Genomic DNA, 14536 nt, shown 5'->3' on the forward strand with positions numbered 1-14536 from the left:
GCGAACCCCATGTCACGTCATCAACGCCTCGTGGACACGAGAGCCGCCCATGCGCTGGGCTGGGCCAGCATCGGCATCGGCTTGGCCGAGATCGCCGCCCCACGGCAAGTGCAACACATGATGGGCCTGGACGACACCGCGACCCATCGTGGCGTGCTGCGCGTGCTGGGCTTACGAGAGGTCCTGCACGGCGTAAGCATTCTCGCGGAGGATCGTCCCAGTGCGGCATTAAGCGATGCGCTCCGCATGCGCGTCGTGGGCGACGTGCTCGACACCGCCGTTCTCGGTGTGGCCGCTGCCAAAACCAAGAGCCCCGCCAGCTTTGCAGCGGTGGTGCTCTCTGTGTTTGGGATTGGCATTATGGACACCGTGGTCGCCGCACGCCTGGAGCGATATCAGCAATAGGCCACGACCCGTTGATCAGTCTTGCTACCGCCGGCGCTTCTCCGGGCGAATCAGCACGTCCAGCCCGGCGGCGATCACGACGCCGGCGGCGTTGGCGATCAGGTCCAGCCAGCGGAACCGGTCACCGAGAATGGCGTAGCCAATGCCGCGATCGCGAAATTGCTCCAGTGGAGCCCAGCGCAGGAGGTGGCTCGCCTCAATCGCCACGCTTAGCGCGAGCGTGAGCAGCGCCAGCGTGCGCGTCGACCAGTAGGGTCGCAGCATGGCCAACAGGCAAAACGTGCCACCGGCCCACAGCAGGTTGCCGATGATCTCCTTCACGCGGACCGGCAGCCACCAGTACCGGCCCTGCCCCCAGTCGGCGATGACCGCTAGCGCCACTATCGCCAGGAACATGCAGGTGGCGCGGATGCGGCCGCGCGTGGGTTTGGAAAGTCGCACAGTCGGTTTATCGGTTCGGATGAGCCACGGTATGAAGATCAACCCCACCGGCACGTCGGCAGCGGCCACGAAACGCACCCGAGTGGATTCGAACCACTGACCGTCCGCTTAGAAGGCGGATGCTCTATCCAGCTGAGCTACGGGTGCAGGCGACTCGCTGGCATGTTACCCGAGACGTTCGCAGCTTTTCCACCCGGCACCTATCCGGCGCTCGGTCGCGACACCAGGATCGCGCCCACGACCATGCAGGTCACGCCCACCCAGTTCAATGCCGACGGGCGATCCTTCAGGAACACGACGCCCATCATCACCGCGATCGGCAGGCTCAGGCGGTCGACCGTGGTCGCACGGGAAATCTCGGTCATCTGCAGCGCCTTATACCCGCAGAACCACGCCAGACCGGCGGCCACGCCTGATAAGCCGACCAGTCCAAGCGCCCACTTCGGCGACCCGCCCAGCGCCGACCATCGCTGCGTGATGGTGGTGACCGACAGCAACGTCACCAGCATGACGACGCTTTGCACCGTTACCGCCACCGCAACGTCCAGCTTGTCCAGCGCTCGCTTGGTCATCACCTGCACGGTCGCTGCAAGCACCGCACCCAGTAGGGCGAACATCAACCACGTGTACTGTCCCATGGCGGCAGTATTGCGTCGCCGCGCGCAGCCGCATATGGACAATCCCGCACGCACGCGCGATCAATTGAAAAAGGTTACGCGAATCGGCGCTGTGCTCGGCGGGCCGGGCAGTTAGATTGCACGTCGAGGTCGCTGCGAGCGGCCAGCACATCCGTTTCCTTAGTTGGAGTTCCAATATGCGTACGCTGATCGCAACCTTCACCGTGATGACCGCCTGCTTAATCGGTGGCTGCCAGAGCGACGATGGCAAGACCACGACCCACACCAAGACCGAGATGAAGAGCAGCGACACGAAGAACATGTCCGCCGACGCCTGCTCGCATTGCGCCGGCGTGCAAAAGGCCAACGCCAACGGCACCTGCCCGAAGTGCGGGATGAAGCTGTAGTTCGTTCGGCAGCAGGGTTGCCGTTCGATCGGGTGACCGGCTCGAACGGCTAGAGCAGGGGGCACCTTACCGTAGCGTCTGGGTGCCACGGTTTGGTACTCCAAGCCGTGCTGGGTAGACGCAACCGACACGGCTTGGCGTACCAAACCGTGGCACCCAGAGGACAAGCCGCTACAGGAATAAGTCCGCTGCTCTAGTCAACAGCTTAGAACCGGCCGCGACTCACGCCCTTTAGGTGTCCGTCGCGGCCGTGTTTCGTTCGGCGATGTGATTATCGTCGCCTTGAGCCGAAGTGGCGAAGCCATCTGAGGCTGGCCATCGCGTGGAACAAACGCCGCGCCGCCGCGATGGTGGGAAAGCCCACGGACCACCCACCCGAACCCCGCCGATACTCGCGGTTGGCGATGGCGGCCACCGTATCGCGCGTCACCACACCGCGCTCGTCGCGCGTCAGCTTTCGCACTTCCTCGACCAGGCCGCTGGCCTCGTCCTCATCCCACCCTTGGGCGACAAGGTCCCCGACGATCTCCTCGGCAACCCGCCCCGCCAGCAACTGCTCGCGCGACCACTCGGCCGCGGCGTCGATGGCACCGTCATCGTTGATGATCTGGTCGAACGGTGAACCGGCTTGGTCGGGTGGAGAATTGGCGTGGTCGTGCTGCGTCATGCCGTCAAGATTCTGGGCAAAGGGTTCAGTTCGGGCCCGACGTCGTTCGGCGTCACCCGATTCTACCCCTGCCACTTGCGCAGGACGACCCCGTCCTTCATCTCGAAGTAGGCGGCGCTGTCGGTGCTTTTGACGTCGCTGCCGCCGAAGATCAGGAACACGTATGCGCTGCTGCGCTTGGTCTCGGTGTAGGCGTACTTCCAGATCTCGTTGCTCCCCTCGACCGAGAGCCGCTGGGTCGGCTCGCCCAGCACCGCCATCACCCACGCCGACGAGGTGGTGCCCGGTTCGATCTGCTGCAGCGTGGCCGACGACACGTATTTTCCTTCGCGCTGGATGTTCGACGACCCACCCACGAGGCACCCGCCGCTTACCAGCACCCCCACCCCAAGGGTCAGCGTGACGAATGTGCTTCGGAGGTTGCTCATCTCGATATGCCCCTGTTGAAGTGACGGTCAATCACAGATGTAGCTTACCCGTCCAATGGGCGTCTGCAAAAAGCGGATCAGATTCGGTTGGGAAATTACTCGACAGGGGGTTTTCCGTCAGGTATAGTCTCCGCGGTTGGTCAGCTGACAAGAATCGGTCCGGCGACAGTTCATTTTCTGGCCGCAGTCCCCTTCTCGACTCCTTTCCTACTTTTAGGCCAAAAGGTTGGCCTCTTTCCACACTGGCTCGGAAAGTAAAACATCGGGTCTACGCCCTATTCTATCGGAGAACACAATGGGCAAGAAGTTGTATTGCGGTAACTTGAGCTACGACGTCGACAGCAGCACCCTTCAGGAGCTGTTCAGCGCGTACGGAACTGTCATCAGCGCCGAGATCATCAGCGACCGGGACACCGGCCGCAGCAAGGGTTTCGGCTTCGTCGAGATGGGTAGCGATTCGGAGGCCCAGGCGGCCATCGCGGCCCTCGACGGCCAGCAGAACGGCGGTCGCGCGTTGACCGTCAACGAAGCCAAGCCGAAGGAAAACCGCAGCGGTGGCGGTGGTGGTGGCTACGGTGGTGGTGGTAACCGTGGCGGTGGCGGCGGTTACGGTGGTGGTGGCAACCGTGGCGGCGGCGGCGGCGGCGGTTACGCCGGTGGCTCGCGCGGTGGCAGTGGTGGTGGCGGTCGCGACCGCTACTAAACCACGTTCGCCTGCCAAGGCAAACTGATTTAGCAACAAGAGGCCGTCCCCCACAAAGGGACGGCCTCTTCCATTTAACCGACACTCTCGTTTCACCGGGCTTGCCGCTTCAGCGGCAGGCTTCTTCGCTGCACGCGTTACCGCGCGTCCATCCGGCTCTGCGTGATCAGCATCACGTCGGGCAACGGGTCGACGCCCAATTGCCTCAGCATGTTCTTCAATTGTGCCGCGGTGTACTGCGAGTGGGTGAACAGGTGCATCAGGACGTCGCCCGCGGGCGTCGCGAACGTCCGCCCCGCGCCGCTCGACGTGCTGCGCTTGGTGATGGGTCGATCCAGTTCCGCCTCGATCAACCGGTCGTAGTAGTCGGCCCACCGCGCATTCAGCTCTCCCCAGGCTTCCGCCAGCTCGTCCATCGATGCGAACCGCCTGCTGAAGGGTGAGACCGGCTCAACGACGCCGCTGATCGCCTCCATCCATGCCGCCTCGGCGGCGTACAGGTGCACGATCGTCGCCCGCGCCGATCCCTGCCCCATCGCCATCGGCCGATCCAACTGCTCCGCCGACAACGGCCGGCACGCCTCCAGCAACCGTGCGTTCGCCCAAAGCTGGTGCCGCCGTAAACGATGGATCACATCCGTTGCGTTCATGCCTATCATGCTACTGCCGGTACCGCCCGTGACCAATCGAACGGCTCGTGAGTCGTTGGCGAGCGGGCAGCGGCTTAAGAGGATCGATCTATGTCCAAATTCGTCGTGCTCGTCGGTCATTGCAACTTCGATGGTCCGCGCCTTCAGCGGGAGATCGAGACGAAGGTCGCCCCCTGCAAGGTGCTGCGCGTCAACGATGTCCCCAGCCTCACCGAGGCCTGCGAGAACGGCGTCGACCTGCTCCTGATCAACCGCGAGCCCGTCGGCTTCGACGAGGCCGGCCTCGACCTCGTGAAGGACCTCCACTCGCGCTACCCGCAGCAGAAGATCATGCTCGTCAGCGACTACGCCGACGCGCAACAGCAAGCCATCGGTTGCGGCGCCCTCCCCGGCTTCGGCAAGGCCGACATGGGCTCTCCCAAGCTCATCGAGACCGTGAAGGGCGCGATCGGCTGATCCGCCCGCACGATCCCCCACCGGTCGGGCCCTTCGTCTGTAGGACAGGCATTCCTGCCTGTCTCTCCCCCCGTATTTATCTCCCCCCGTATTCGGTCTTCTGTGGCACAGGCATCTTGGGCATCAACATACTTGATGCACGTGTTCCCAGTCCCCTCTCCCGCGTACTCGCGGGGGAGGGCAAGGGAGGGGGCTGCGCGTACGACCTGGAACATGTTGGCGCTCGCCCCCACCCTAACCCTCCCCCGGAGTACCGGGCGAGGGGACCGGAGGGACGCGCGGGCACGGTGTGCATCAAATATGTTGTTGCCCGTTTTGTGTCTCTTCTGCCCTTCCTTCTTCCGGTGGGACGGACATTCTTGTCCGGACCTATGCACTTGAGAAAGTAGCCCGTTGTCGAGCCGTCATCCTGAGGTACTCCGCAGGATCTCCCCCCGTATTCGCCGTCGGATGATGGCGTGATGGAAGCGGAGGGCATTGCGCCAAATCAACTTCAATTGCGCAGCGCGAGCGTAAAAACGGATAGTGTGTTCTTTGACAACCGAATAGCCGACGCCGCACCAACGCCAGCGCCCGTCACCTTCCCCCGATGGTGCACAATGGTGCAAAATGGTGCACGAAATCCAAGTTTCCCTTACCCAGACCGCCGCGACGATCGCTCAAAGTCTCCTTCGCGGTCCTTCGCGTCTGCCCTTCGCGCCTTCGCGTTCCCTTCCGACGCAATCGGCGCGCACCACCAGTTCCTGACTCTTCAAGAAACCCGCCTCACCAGCGCCATCATGAATACCACCGCCGCCGCGACCGCAGCGGCGGTGCGGACGTGGTTGCCGAGCGTCCACGAGCGCACGTAGCGCGCCCAGTGCTCGGCCGCCCCCGCACTGGCCGGATCGACGACCGCCAGCGCGTCGTTCCGCGGCACGTGGAACACGATCGTCAGCACAGCCGTGCCGATGACGTACAGCAACCCGCCCGCCAGCAGGTAGGGCGCGATCGGCCGTTGCCAGTTCAGCATCGCCCAGACGCTCAGCGACGTGCATAGCGCAGCCGTGCCGAACATCGCCGCCATGAACCACACGTTGATCACGACGATGTTGATCGACTGCATCGCCGCGATGCCCTGCGCGGGGGCCAGGCGGGCCAGCGCCTTCATCACGAAGGTGGAGAACGCGAAGAACGCCCCACCCACCACCCCGCTTCCCACCGCCGCCAGCAGGGTCAGGATCATCAGCACGCGATCGCTCATGGGTTGCCCCCTCATCGAAACCGTCTAGTCGCGCATCGCGAGAAACAATCCACGTGCGCCCGTCACGAGCATCACGACCCCGCCGGCCACCGACGCGAAGGCCAGCACGTACAGCACGACCATCAGCGTGAACTGTGCCGGCGTCAGCGACCCCGTGCCGCCGGGCGTTAATGGGCCGAAGAACAGGCCCGGCGTGATGATCGACAGCACGCCGATCAGGAAGCATCCACCGATCACCAATAGCCCCAACCCCGCCAGCACGATCGCAGCCGCCGCCCAGACGCGCATGGCGGATCGTTCCGGTGGCGTGGCATACGCGATCGCGGGCACGGCTCGATCCGGAGACGTCGACTCTACCAGCTGCTCCGTGCCGCTCATCTGCATCATGATTGCCGCCTCGTCATCGCTGAAACCAACTCCATCGACGCGCCAGATCGCACCGATCTAATCGAGCGCTTTATCGACCTTCACTTCGTGTTTCCCAGCACCGTCGGTCACCGCTACCGCCGCCACGGGTTCGTCCGCCTTGAAGGTCGCGTTCACCTCGAATGGCCAGATCGCCTGGAACGCCGGGCCGTCCGGCTTCTTCCACTGCAGCAGATACTGGGGCGGGTAGATCTTCAACTTGCTCGGCTGCAACTTCACTTCATAGCCACCCGTTGGCGCCTCGCCGCGCGCGGTGATCGTCATCTCACCCGGCGTCTGCGTGGCCGTGTAGTTCGCGCTCGGCACGAGTTCCCAACCGCCCGCCTCAGCCTGTTGCGCGCTGGCCATCGTGGTCGCCTTTGCAGGATGAACCTTGTTCCCCTTCATCGTCGCCGCCTTGGGTTGGGGTGGTTCGCCGTGCGTGCACCCGGTGAAGACCAGCACGCCGCACAGCATCGCCGCGATTTCGTTTCGCATAAGGAATGTCCTTTCGTTTTACTTCCGTATCCGCCGCGTTCCGTTCGAATCGAAGCGCAGGTGCTTCACGCTCTCGCCGCGGTCGCGCAGCTCTGCGAGCGACTCGATCCCCAGCCGCAGGTGCAGTTCCACGAAGCTCGCGTTGGCCGCCCGGTCGCTGCGGCGGGTCTTCACACCGTCGGGCGTCATCGGGCTGTCGCTGACCAGCAGCAGCGCGCCGCGCGGGATCTCGTTGGTAAAGCCGACGGTGAAGATGGTGGCCGTCTCCATGTCGATCGCGTTGGCGCGGATCTTCGTCAGGTACTTCTTGAACTCGTCGTCGTGCTCCCACACGCGCCGGTTGGTCGTGTAGACGACGCCGGTCCAGTAGTTGATGTTGTGCCTGCTGATCGTCGTCGCGACCGCCATCTGCAAGCGGAACGACGGCAAACTTGGCACCTCGGCCGGCACGTACTGCTCGCTGGTCCCCTCACCGCGAATGGCCGCGATCGGCAGGATGAGATCGCCCACCTTGTACGTCGACTTCAGGCTGCCGCACTTGCCCAAAAAAAGCACGGCGAGCGGCTTGATCGCGGTCAGCAGGTCCATGATGGTGGCCGCCATCGCGCTGCCCATGCCGAAGTTGATGATCGTGATGTCGTTGGCCGTCGCCGTCTGCATCGGGCTGCCACGGCCCATCACGCGCACGTCGAACTGATGCGCGAACGACTCGACGTAATCCGTGAAGTTCGTCAGCAGGATGTACTTCCCGAACGCCTTCAGCGACCGCTGCGTGTACCGCGGCAGCCAGTCGCGCACGATCTCCTGTTTGGTCTTCATCCGCTGCGTAGTATACGCGCGGCGATCGACGATGAGCACGTTCGCCGCCCGGCACGGCACCCGATTTGCAGAGTTTCGGAGACGTTCATTCAAGGAAATCTCAATGCCGAACCGCAAAACGACTTCCCGCAAAAATCCCGCCGGTGGCCTTACCGCTGCCGGTCGTCGTCATTTTAAGGAAACCGAAGGCGCCAACCTGAAGCCCGGCGTGAAGGAGGCCAAGTCGCCGGACGACCTGCGCCGCAAGGGATCGTTCCTGCGCCGCCACTACGGCAAGGCCGACATCCCGCCACTGAAGGACGCCGACGGCCAGCCCACCCGCTTCGCCAAGCAGGCCCACGCCTGGGGCGAACCCGTTCCGACAACGAAGGCCGCGGTCAAACGACTGGCCAGCAAAGGCACGAAACTGCTGGAGCGCTACCACCGCGAGAAGGACAAGAAGGCGTAGTCGCCCGCGAGATAAGGCAACACCATACCTGACGCACACCGTACCCACGCGTTCCTCCGGTCCCCTCTCCCGGTACTCCGGGGGAGGGTCAGGGTGGGGGCGCGATCGCCAACCGTTCCAGGTCGACGCGAAGCCCCCTCCCTAGCCCTCCCCCGCGAGTACGCAGGAGAGGGGACCGGAACCTGTGCATCAAGTATTCAACGCTGCGTCCGCTCCATGATACCGCGGTACGCTTTCTCATCGATTCGGCCAGTCAGGAACTGATGGCTGGCCGCGTATCGTGCCAACCGCGGCAAATCCTGCTTCAGCTTGCCGGGCCGAAACGTCACGCGCCGCAGATCGGCGTTATCCATCAAATCCGCGATCTTCACCGCGCGGGCGAGCGGGTCGCGCTTCAGCTTTACGATGTAGTCCGCGTACGCCGTCCCCTCGTCGTGCGTCAACCGCTGCACCGCCCGCACGACGGCCAGTGGCATGCCGGCGCGCCGCAGATCGTCCGCCGTGGTCGCCGTTCGCTCGAGCACATCGTGCAACACCGCCACGCAGCGCAGCCGTTCGTCCACCTGCGCGTTACCACTAAGCGCCACCGCCGCCATCACGCGCAGCGGATGCAGCACGTACGCCTCACCCTGCGAATGTTCCTGCCCCGCGTGGGCCGCAGCGGCCAGCGCGATCGCCTTGGAAAGTAGATCTGCCATCGCCCCCCAGTCTACCGCCGCCGCCGACGCTTCGGGTGATCGTTCGATGTGACAACGCGGAAGTTTCGGTCCGGCGACTGCTTCGCGATCCACTTCAGGAACGGCTGCAACTGCGGATGCGCGCGCAGCTGTTCGACCTGCGCCAGCTCCCGCTCCAGCGTTTTATTATCGAACGTCGCGTGGATCTGCTTATGGCACGGCTTGCACAACGGCACGCGCTGCTCCGCCGTGCCGCCACGCGATTTGGGCGTCAGGTGATGCAGTGTGATCAACCGCCGTGGCACGTCGCGCTCGCAGAGGGAGCACCGCTCGGTTGGCTCGTTCGAACGGTGGTCGACCATCTCCACAGTGTAGGCGGCCATCGTAAGCTGCCGCGACGAACACCGCTTTCCTGTTGCCGTCAGCCGTGGCGGCGTTACGTTGAGCGATATGGCAGCCAGAACCATCTACATCATCCTCTTTCGCGGCGTGGGTGGCGCGACTCAGCTGCCCACCGCCCCACTCCGCGCTGCACTGACGGCCGCGGGGTTCGAAGGCGTTGCGACGTACATCAACAGCGGCAACGCCGTCCTCGCCAGCAAGCTGCCGCGCGAGAAGGTCATCGAGACGGTCGCCGCCGTTTGCCGCGAGAAGTTTGACTTCACGAAGGCGATCTTCGCGCCCACCTTGGCCGAGTGGGAGGTGCTGATCGCCAACAACCCTTTCCCCGACTTCCGCGAGGGCAAGCACCTGCACGCCGCCCTGCTCGCCGCCCGCCCCACTCCAGCGGCCGTCAGCTCGCTGCTATCTCACGCGAAGCCCGGCGAAGGCCTGAAGATCGTTGGCGACGTCGCTTACCTCCACACGCCCTTCGGGTTCGGCACCTCGAAACTGGCCGAGCGCTTCGACAAGGGCCTCGGCGTGACGAACACCGCCCGCAACTGGAACACCGTCCAGAAACTTCGCAACCTAGCCGCGGCCATCGCGTAGGGCGGGATGGCGATCCCGCCTTCACCCTTCACCGCCCCCGCCATCGATTGCCGCGTTCGGACTGCCTCGCTACGCTTTTCGGCATGCCGGTAATCGTCGATCCCGCCATGGTCCGCACCTTCCGCGACGCCGCCGCGTTCGAGCGGTGGCTCGCCAAGCACCACGATCGCGAGACGGAACTCTGGATCAAGATTCATAAGAAGGCGTCGGGGCTGAAGTCGATCACCGCGGTCGAGGCGATCGACGTCTGCCTCTGCTGGGGCTGGATCGACGGCATCCGCAAGGGGCTGGATGAGACGAGCTTCCTGCAACGCTACACGCCGCGCGGCCGCAAGAGCGTCTGGTCGAAGGTGAACGTCGCCAACGTCGCCCGCCTCACCGCCGCCGGCCGCATGACCGCCCAAGGCCAGCGCCACGTCGACGCCGCCCAAGCCGACGGCCGCTGGGCCGCCGCCTACCAGATCAAGTCCGCCACCGTCCCACCCGACCTGAAGCAAGCCATCGACGCCTCGCCAACCGCCCGCGCCACCTTCGCCACCCTATCGGCCCAGAACCGCTTCGCGATCATCTACCGTACGAACGCCCTGAAGACGCCCGCCGGGCGGGCGAAAAAGATCGCCGCGATCGTCAACATGCTGGCCCGCGGGGAGACGATCTACCCGCAGAGGAAGCGATAACTGCGTGGGATGGTGGTGGCACCGGCTTCATACTGGCCACCTATGCTATTCAGGTCGGTTTGTGATCTGGGTCTGATGAAGACACAGGTCGCGAGTACACAACCTTTGCCCCCCGCCTACATCCATCCCCAGCGCCCCTCTCAACTTACACCCCGCTTCACACCCACAACCCGCCGCATCGGCTTGCGGGGCGAAGGTCCGAATAATGCTTTCTCGTTTTCCCTGAAGCTCTCAGAGAAACCCTCACGCCCTCTCGTTTACTGCGCAACCTTCTCGTTTTCCCTGCGGCCTTCCCATTTACCCTGACGCCTTCCCACTTTCCCTCACGCCCTCTCGTTTTCCCTGAGCCCTTCTCGTTCGCCCTCAGCCCGTAAGGGAAAACGACACGCCCTCCCACTTACTGCGCACCCTTCAGAGTAAACGACACGCCCTCCCGCTAAACGAGAAGCCTCGCCCTTTTCTCCCAAGCCAAGTGCCAGAGGTCGCGGTACTCCAGGAGCTGTTTCTTCGTCGGGCGGATAAGACCCAGGTCTGCGAGTACGCCGAAATGTGGCACCCGGCCCGCCCGATAAAATCGCCCTTCGCCCGCTGCCGATCTGCCGCGCCATAACATCCCGTTTTTCTCCGTGCGATGGTGGGCTGTTAATCTTCCGTGGTGGACGACGGAACTTCCGTGCAAGTGCACGGAATCTCCGTGGTGGACCACGGAACTCGCGTGGTGGACCATATGACTCGCGTGGTGGACCACGCAACTCGCGTGGTGGACGACGCGACCTCCGTGGTGGACCACGGAACTCCCGTACAAGTGCCGGATGCCATGGCCACGCTTTGCCGAAGACCGCAGCCGCATCGCACCCCCGCCCCGCGTGGCCATGTCTTGGTCACCCCTCCCCCATAGGCATGGCCACGCCCCATCCATCCCGACCGCTGAACGCAACTCGCCCGCGTGGCCATGCCACCCGCCCACCCTACTTGCTAGCATTTCGGCCGCGTACGGCCACAGATAGAAGAGAAATTATTGAGTTCTTCTCCGGACACTCGGTCAGAAGTGCTGCCCGTTCAAGCGGAGTCGTTCCCAGTAAACTGTCGCGGGCCGTTACGTCCGCCCCGAGTTCAATCAGTCGCCGGACCACTGAAGGGAACTTCGCGTGGACTGCGTAGTGCAACGGCGTAAGGCCACTTGGACCAGGCGCATTAATTGACGCACCAAGGGCCGCGAGCGTTTCGACGATATTTAACACCTTCGCCTCTGGGTTGAAGTGAAGCACCGAATCCGCAATGAGCGAGGAATTGCGATCCAGTGGGCATCCCGCCTTCACCAGTGCCTTCACTAGTTCGGCCTCGCCGGCAAAAGCAGCCAGTTCCAAGGGTGTCGTCCGCGACCCCGGCGAATGAAGAGAACTTGCGCCATCCGACAGCGCGCGCAGCGCGTTGGGGAGGCATCTTTCGTTGATCGCCGCTAGGAGCCGGTCGCTAGCGGGGCATTCCCCACTTTCCAGCGGGTTCAGTTCGGTCAGGGTGATCGACTGGTATTCAGCCGGATCCCCTTCTAATTTGAAACCACCGTCTACAGCCCGCAAGGGTGGCTGAACATTGATCTTGATCCCTAGTCGCGCAGTGATGGTCTGCAGGACCTCCCCTAGGTTATTGTTGCAGCGGAAGGGGTACTTCCCATACATCGTACCTGTGAATGATCGGACCCGGACGGGGCCTGAATTCTCGATGCCGCTTGCGTCCAAAGACACCTTCAACATCCCCCGCTTCCAGTAACGGAAATGCGTCTGCTCTTCGTACAGATCCGCCCATGCCATCGCAACATCTGTCTGTTCATTCAACTGGACATCCGATTCGCGAACCGGTCTCTCGGATGTCACGAACACGTAGACCCACGGATCACCATAGAGACTTGCCGTCATGTAGTATGGCGGTGCAACAACGGACGGCGGATGATCGCGCAAGCTTATGCGATCGTATGGCGCATTCCAGAGCCGTGTACGACTATAGCTGGGGGTAAACCTAATAAGCGACTCGGTGTTACAAGGGTTTTTTGCCTTTGTTCCGTTCGTATGCCGCCAAGCGAAAACTCGAAGGAGTATAGAACCTGTGGTGTGCATAGGTTCCGGCCGGCGGAAGTGAGTAGCATCCCACGACGCTGCCGTCCAGCTCTTTCATATTAGACGAAAAGGGGTCGGGCGTCTATCAACGCCCGACCCTTGGTTTGAACTCAGCTTGTCAGCGACTTCAATCGCTTAGTACATCCCACCCATACCACCGCCCGGCGCGCCCGCCGGTTCGGGCTTGTCTTCCTTGATCTCGGAGACGACGGCGTCGGTCGTCAGCAGGAGCGACGCGATGCTGGCGGCGTTTTGCAACGCGCTGCGTTCGACCTTGGTGGGGACGATGACGCCCATCTTCAGCATGTCGCCGTACTCGTGGGTGAGGGCGTTGTAGCCGAAGTTGACTTCCTTCGATTCCTTCACCTTCTGGGCCACCACGCCGCCGTCGCCGCCGGCGTTTTCGACGATTTGCTTGATGGGGGCCTCAATCGCGCGGCGGACGATTTCGACGCCGACCGACTGGTCGTCGTTCTTAGCGGCCTTCTTCACGCCGTCGAGCACCTTGGCGGCGGCGCGGATGACGGCGACGCCGCCACCGGGCAGGATGCCCTCTTCGACGGCGGCACGGCAGGCGTGCAGCGCGTCTTCCACGCGGGCCTTCTTCTCCTTCATCGCCACTTCCGTCGCGGCGCCGACGTTGATCTGGGCCACGCCGCCGGCCAGCTTGGCGAGGCGCTCCTGGAGCTTCTCGCGGTCGTAGTCGCTGGTGGTGTTCTCGATCTCGTTCTTCAGCGCGTCAATGCGGCCCTTGATGGCCTTCTCTTCGCCGGCGCCTTCGATGATCGTGCAGTTGTCCTTGTCGATGCGGACCTTCTTGGCGCGCCCGAGCTGGGTGAGTTCGACGGTCTCGAGCTTGATGCCGAGTTCCTCGAAGATCGCGGTGCCGCCGGTGACGATCGCGATGTCTTCCAGCATGGCCTTGCGGCGGTCACCGAAGCCGGGCGCCTTCACGGCGGCCACCTTCAGCGTGCCACGCAGCTTGTTCACCACAAGGGTGGCCAAGGCTTCGCCGTCGACGTCTTCAGCGATGATGAGCATCGGCTTGCCCTGCTCGGCGGCCTTCGACAGGGCCGGCACGAGGTCGCGGGCAGAGGAAATCTTCTTCTCGTGGATGAGGATATAGCAGTCGTCGAACACGACTTCGGCGGTGGCGGGGTCGGTGACGAAGTGGGGGCTGAGGTAGCCCTTGTCGAACTGCATGCCCTCGACGAGCTCGACGGTGGTATCGAGGCTCTTGCCCTCTTCGACGGTGATGACGCCGTCCTTACCGACCTTGTCCATCGCGTCGGCGATCATCTGACCGATCTGGGCGTCCTGGTTGGCGCTGGAGGTGCCGACCTGGGCGACTTCCTTCGACGAGGAGATCTTCTTGGACATGTTCTTCAGCTCGGCAACGATCGCCTCGACGGCGAGGTTGATGCCGCGCTGGATCTGCGTCGCGTTGGCCCCGCTGGCGACGTTCTTCAGGCCTTCGCTGAAGATGGCCTCGGCATACACAGTGGCGGTGGTGGTGCCGTCGCCGGCGACGGTGCTGGTCTTGCTGGCGACTTCCTTGACCATCTGGGCGCCCATGTTTTCATGGGCATCTTCCAGTTCGATCTCCTTGGCGACGGTGACGCCGTCCTTGGTGACGGTGGGCGAGCCGAAGGATTTTTCGAGGACGACGTTGCGACCCGACGGGCCGAGGGTGACCTTGACCGCGCGGGCGAGCTTCTGCACGCCGCGGTGGATGGAGGCGCGGGCCTCGGTGTCGAAGGTAATTCGTTTTGCTGCCATGTTAATTGCTCCTGCTATTTGTCAGTTGTCAGTGGTCCGTTGTCAGTTGTGAAAGACCTTTCGGCCACGCGTGTCCGCAACGGACAACGGACAACTGACCACGGACAAATTG

The 14536-nt window shown here is 63.3% G+C and carries 20 protein-coding genes and 1 tRNA gene; 7 read left to right on the forward strand and 14 right to left on the reverse strand.

Annotation, left to right across the window (positions count from 1 at the left end; genetic code table 11):
• Nucleotides 1-9: 9 nt before the first annotated feature.
• Nucleotides 10-405 (forward strand): hypothetical protein, encoded by a 396-nt coding sequence (locus tag VGN72_07960; GenBank protein ID HEV7299284.1) that lies wholly within the window; start codon nucleotides 10-12, stop codon nucleotides 403-405.
• 24 nt (nucleotides 406-429) lie between these two features.
• Here the strand turns inward: VGN72_07960 and VGN72_07965 are convergent, their stop codons facing one another.
• From VGN72_07965 to VGN72_07975, 3 genes are all read right to left on the reverse strand, one after another.
• Nucleotides 430-915, reverse strand: coding sequence for a DUF2809 domain-containing protein (locus VGN72_07965; protein ID HEV7299285.1), 486 nt, complete (start codon nucleotides 913-915; stop codon nucleotides 430-432).
• 4 nt (nucleotides 916-919) lie between these two features.
• A tRNA-Arg gene (locus VGN72_07970) sits at nucleotides 920-993 on the reverse strand.
• A gap of 53 nt (nucleotides 994-1046) precedes the next feature.
• Nucleotides 1047-1484, reverse strand: a complete 438-nt coding sequence (locus VGN72_07975) for an EamA family transporter (GenBank protein HEV7299286.1) — start codon at nucleotides 1482-1484, stop codon at nucleotides 1047-1049.
• Between the two features lie 176 nt (nucleotides 1485-1660).
• On the opposite strand from VGN72_07975, the gene VGN72_07980 reads away from it, so the two are divergent.
• Nucleotides 1661-1870, forward strand: coding sequence for a hypothetical protein (locus VGN72_07980; protein HEV7299287.1), 210 nt, complete (start codon nucleotides 1661-1663; stop codon nucleotides 1868-1870).
• A 271-nt stretch (nucleotides 1871-2141) separates the two neighbouring features.
• Here the strand turns inward: VGN72_07980 and VGN72_07985 are convergent, their stop codons facing one another.
• Nucleotides 2142-2537 carry a hypothetical protein gene (locus VGN72_07985; GenBank protein HEV7299288.1) on the reverse strand — a complete coding sequence of 132 codons (396 nt, stop codon included), beginning with the start codon at nucleotides 2535-2537 and terminating at the stop codon, nucleotides 2142-2144.
• Between the two features lie 62 nt (nucleotides 2538-2599).
• Nucleotides 2600-2965: an outer membrane protein assembly factor BamE gene (gene bamE, locus VGN72_07990; GenBank protein ID HEV7299289.1), complete on the reverse strand. Its 366-nt coding sequence runs from the start codon at nucleotides 2963-2965 to the stop codon at nucleotides 2600-2602.
• Between the two features lie 295 nt (nucleotides 2966-3260).
• On the opposite strand from bamE, the gene VGN72_07995 reads away from it, so the two are divergent.
• Nucleotides 3261-3668, forward strand: a complete 408-nt coding sequence (locus VGN72_07995) for an RNA-binding protein (GenBank protein HEV7299290.1) — start codon at nucleotides 3261-3263, stop codon at nucleotides 3666-3668.
• Nucleotides 3669-3805: 137 nt separating this feature from the next.
• Here VGN72_07995 and VGN72_08000 read toward each other — a convergent pair whose 3' ends face one another.
• Nucleotides 3806-4318 (reverse strand): DinB family protein, encoded by a 513-nt coding sequence (locus VGN72_08000; protein HEV7299291.1) that lies wholly within the window; start codon nucleotides 4316-4318, stop codon nucleotides 3806-3808.
• Nucleotides 4319-4408: 90 nt separating this feature from the next.
• On the opposite strand from VGN72_08000, the gene VGN72_08005 reads away from it, so the two are divergent.
• Nucleotides 4409-4774: a hypothetical protein gene (locus tag VGN72_08005; protein ID HEV7299292.1), complete on the forward strand. Its 366-nt coding sequence runs from the start codon at nucleotides 4409-4411 to the stop codon at nucleotides 4772-4774.
• Between the two features lie 751 nt (nucleotides 4775-5525).
• Here the strand turns inward: VGN72_08005 and VGN72_08010 are convergent.
• From VGN72_08010 to VGN72_08025, 4 genes are read right to left on the reverse strand one after another with little or no spacing between them, the layout of a single operon-like run.
• A complete protein-coding gene (locus tag VGN72_08010) occupies nucleotides 5526-6017 on the reverse strand; it encodes an anthrone oxygenase family protein (GenBank protein ID HEV7299293.1) in 492 nt (163 codons plus the stop codon).
• Nucleotides 6018-6041: 24 nt separating this feature from the next.
• Nucleotides 6042-6404: a hypothetical protein gene (locus VGN72_08015; GenBank protein ID HEV7299294.1), complete on the reverse strand. Its 363-nt coding sequence runs from the start codon at nucleotides 6402-6404 to the stop codon at nucleotides 6042-6044.
• 57 nt (nucleotides 6405-6461) lie between these two features.
• The gene (locus tag VGN72_08020) at nucleotides 6462-6920 is read right to left on the reverse strand and encodes a hypothetical protein (GenBank protein HEV7299295.1); all 459 of its coding nucleotides are present in this window, start codon (nucleotides 6918-6920) and stop codon (nucleotides 6462-6464) included.
• Nucleotides 6921-6938: 18 nt separating this feature from the next.
• Nucleotides 6939-7739: an AMP nucleosidase gene (locus VGN72_08025; GenBank protein ID HEV7299296.1), complete on the reverse strand. Its 801-nt coding sequence runs from the start codon at nucleotides 7737-7739 to the stop codon at nucleotides 6939-6941.
• A gap of 103 nt (nucleotides 7740-7842) precedes the next feature.
• On the opposite strand from VGN72_08025, the gene VGN72_08030 reads away from it, so the two are divergent.
• On the forward strand, nucleotides 7843-8187 hold the full coding sequence (locus VGN72_08030) for a DUF6321 domain-containing protein (protein HEV7299297.1): 345 nt from the start codon (nucleotides 7843-7845) through the stop codon (nucleotides 8185-8187).
• A gap of 197 nt (nucleotides 8188-8384) precedes the next feature.
• Here VGN72_08030 and VGN72_08035 read toward each other — a convergent pair whose 3' ends face one another.
• Both VGN72_08035 and VGN72_08040 read right to left on the reverse strand, forming a co-directional pair.
• On the reverse strand, nucleotides 8385-8885 hold the full coding sequence (locus VGN72_08035; protein ID HEV7299298.1) for an HD domain-containing protein: 501 nt from the start codon (nucleotides 8883-8885) through the stop codon (nucleotides 8385-8387).
• 11 nt (nucleotides 8886-8896) lie between these two features.
• Nucleotides 8897-9247 carry an HNH endonuclease signature motif containing protein gene (locus VGN72_08040; GenBank protein HEV7299299.1) on the reverse strand — a complete coding sequence of 117 codons (351 nt, stop codon included), beginning with the start codon at nucleotides 9245-9247 and terminating at the stop codon, nucleotides 8897-8899.
• 67 nt (nucleotides 9248-9314) lie between these two features.
• Here VGN72_08040 and VGN72_08045 point away from each other — a divergent pair, with 67 nt between their 5' ends.
• Both VGN72_08045 and VGN72_08050 read left to right on the forward strand, forming a co-directional pair.
• Nucleotides 9315-9854 (forward strand): DUF1697 domain-containing protein, encoded by a 540-nt coding sequence (locus tag VGN72_08045; protein ID HEV7299300.1) that lies wholly within the window; start codon nucleotides 9315-9317, stop codon nucleotides 9852-9854.
• Nucleotides 9855-9937: 83 nt separating this feature from the next.
• Nucleotides 9938-10531, forward strand: coding sequence for a YdeI/OmpD-associated family protein (locus VGN72_08050; protein HEV7299301.1), 594 nt, complete (start codon nucleotides 9938-9940; stop codon nucleotides 10529-10531).
• A gap of 968 nt (nucleotides 10532-11499) precedes the next feature.
• On the opposite strand, the gene VGN72_08055 is transcribed toward VGN72_08050, so the two are convergent.
• Both VGN72_08055 and groL read right to left on the reverse strand, forming a co-directional pair.
• Complete coding sequence (locus VGN72_08055) at nucleotides 11500-12489, reverse strand: ankyrin repeat domain-containing protein (protein ID HEV7299302.1); 990 nt, start codon at nucleotides 12487-12489, stop codon at nucleotides 11500-11502.
• Between the two features lie 291 nt (nucleotides 12490-12780).
• Nucleotides 12781-14424 carry a chaperonin GroEL gene (groL, locus tag VGN72_08060; protein ID HEV7299303.1) on the reverse strand — a complete coding sequence of 548 codons (1644 nt, stop codon included), beginning with the start codon at nucleotides 14422-14424 and terminating at the stop codon, nucleotides 12781-12783.
• Between the last annotated feature and the right edge of the window lie 112 nt (nucleotides 14425-14536).

This window comes from Tepidisphaeraceae bacterium, assembly GCA_035998445.1.
Taxonomy (GTDB): Bacteria; Planctomycetota; Phycisphaerae; order Tepidisphaerales; family Tepidisphaeraceae; genus DASYHQ01.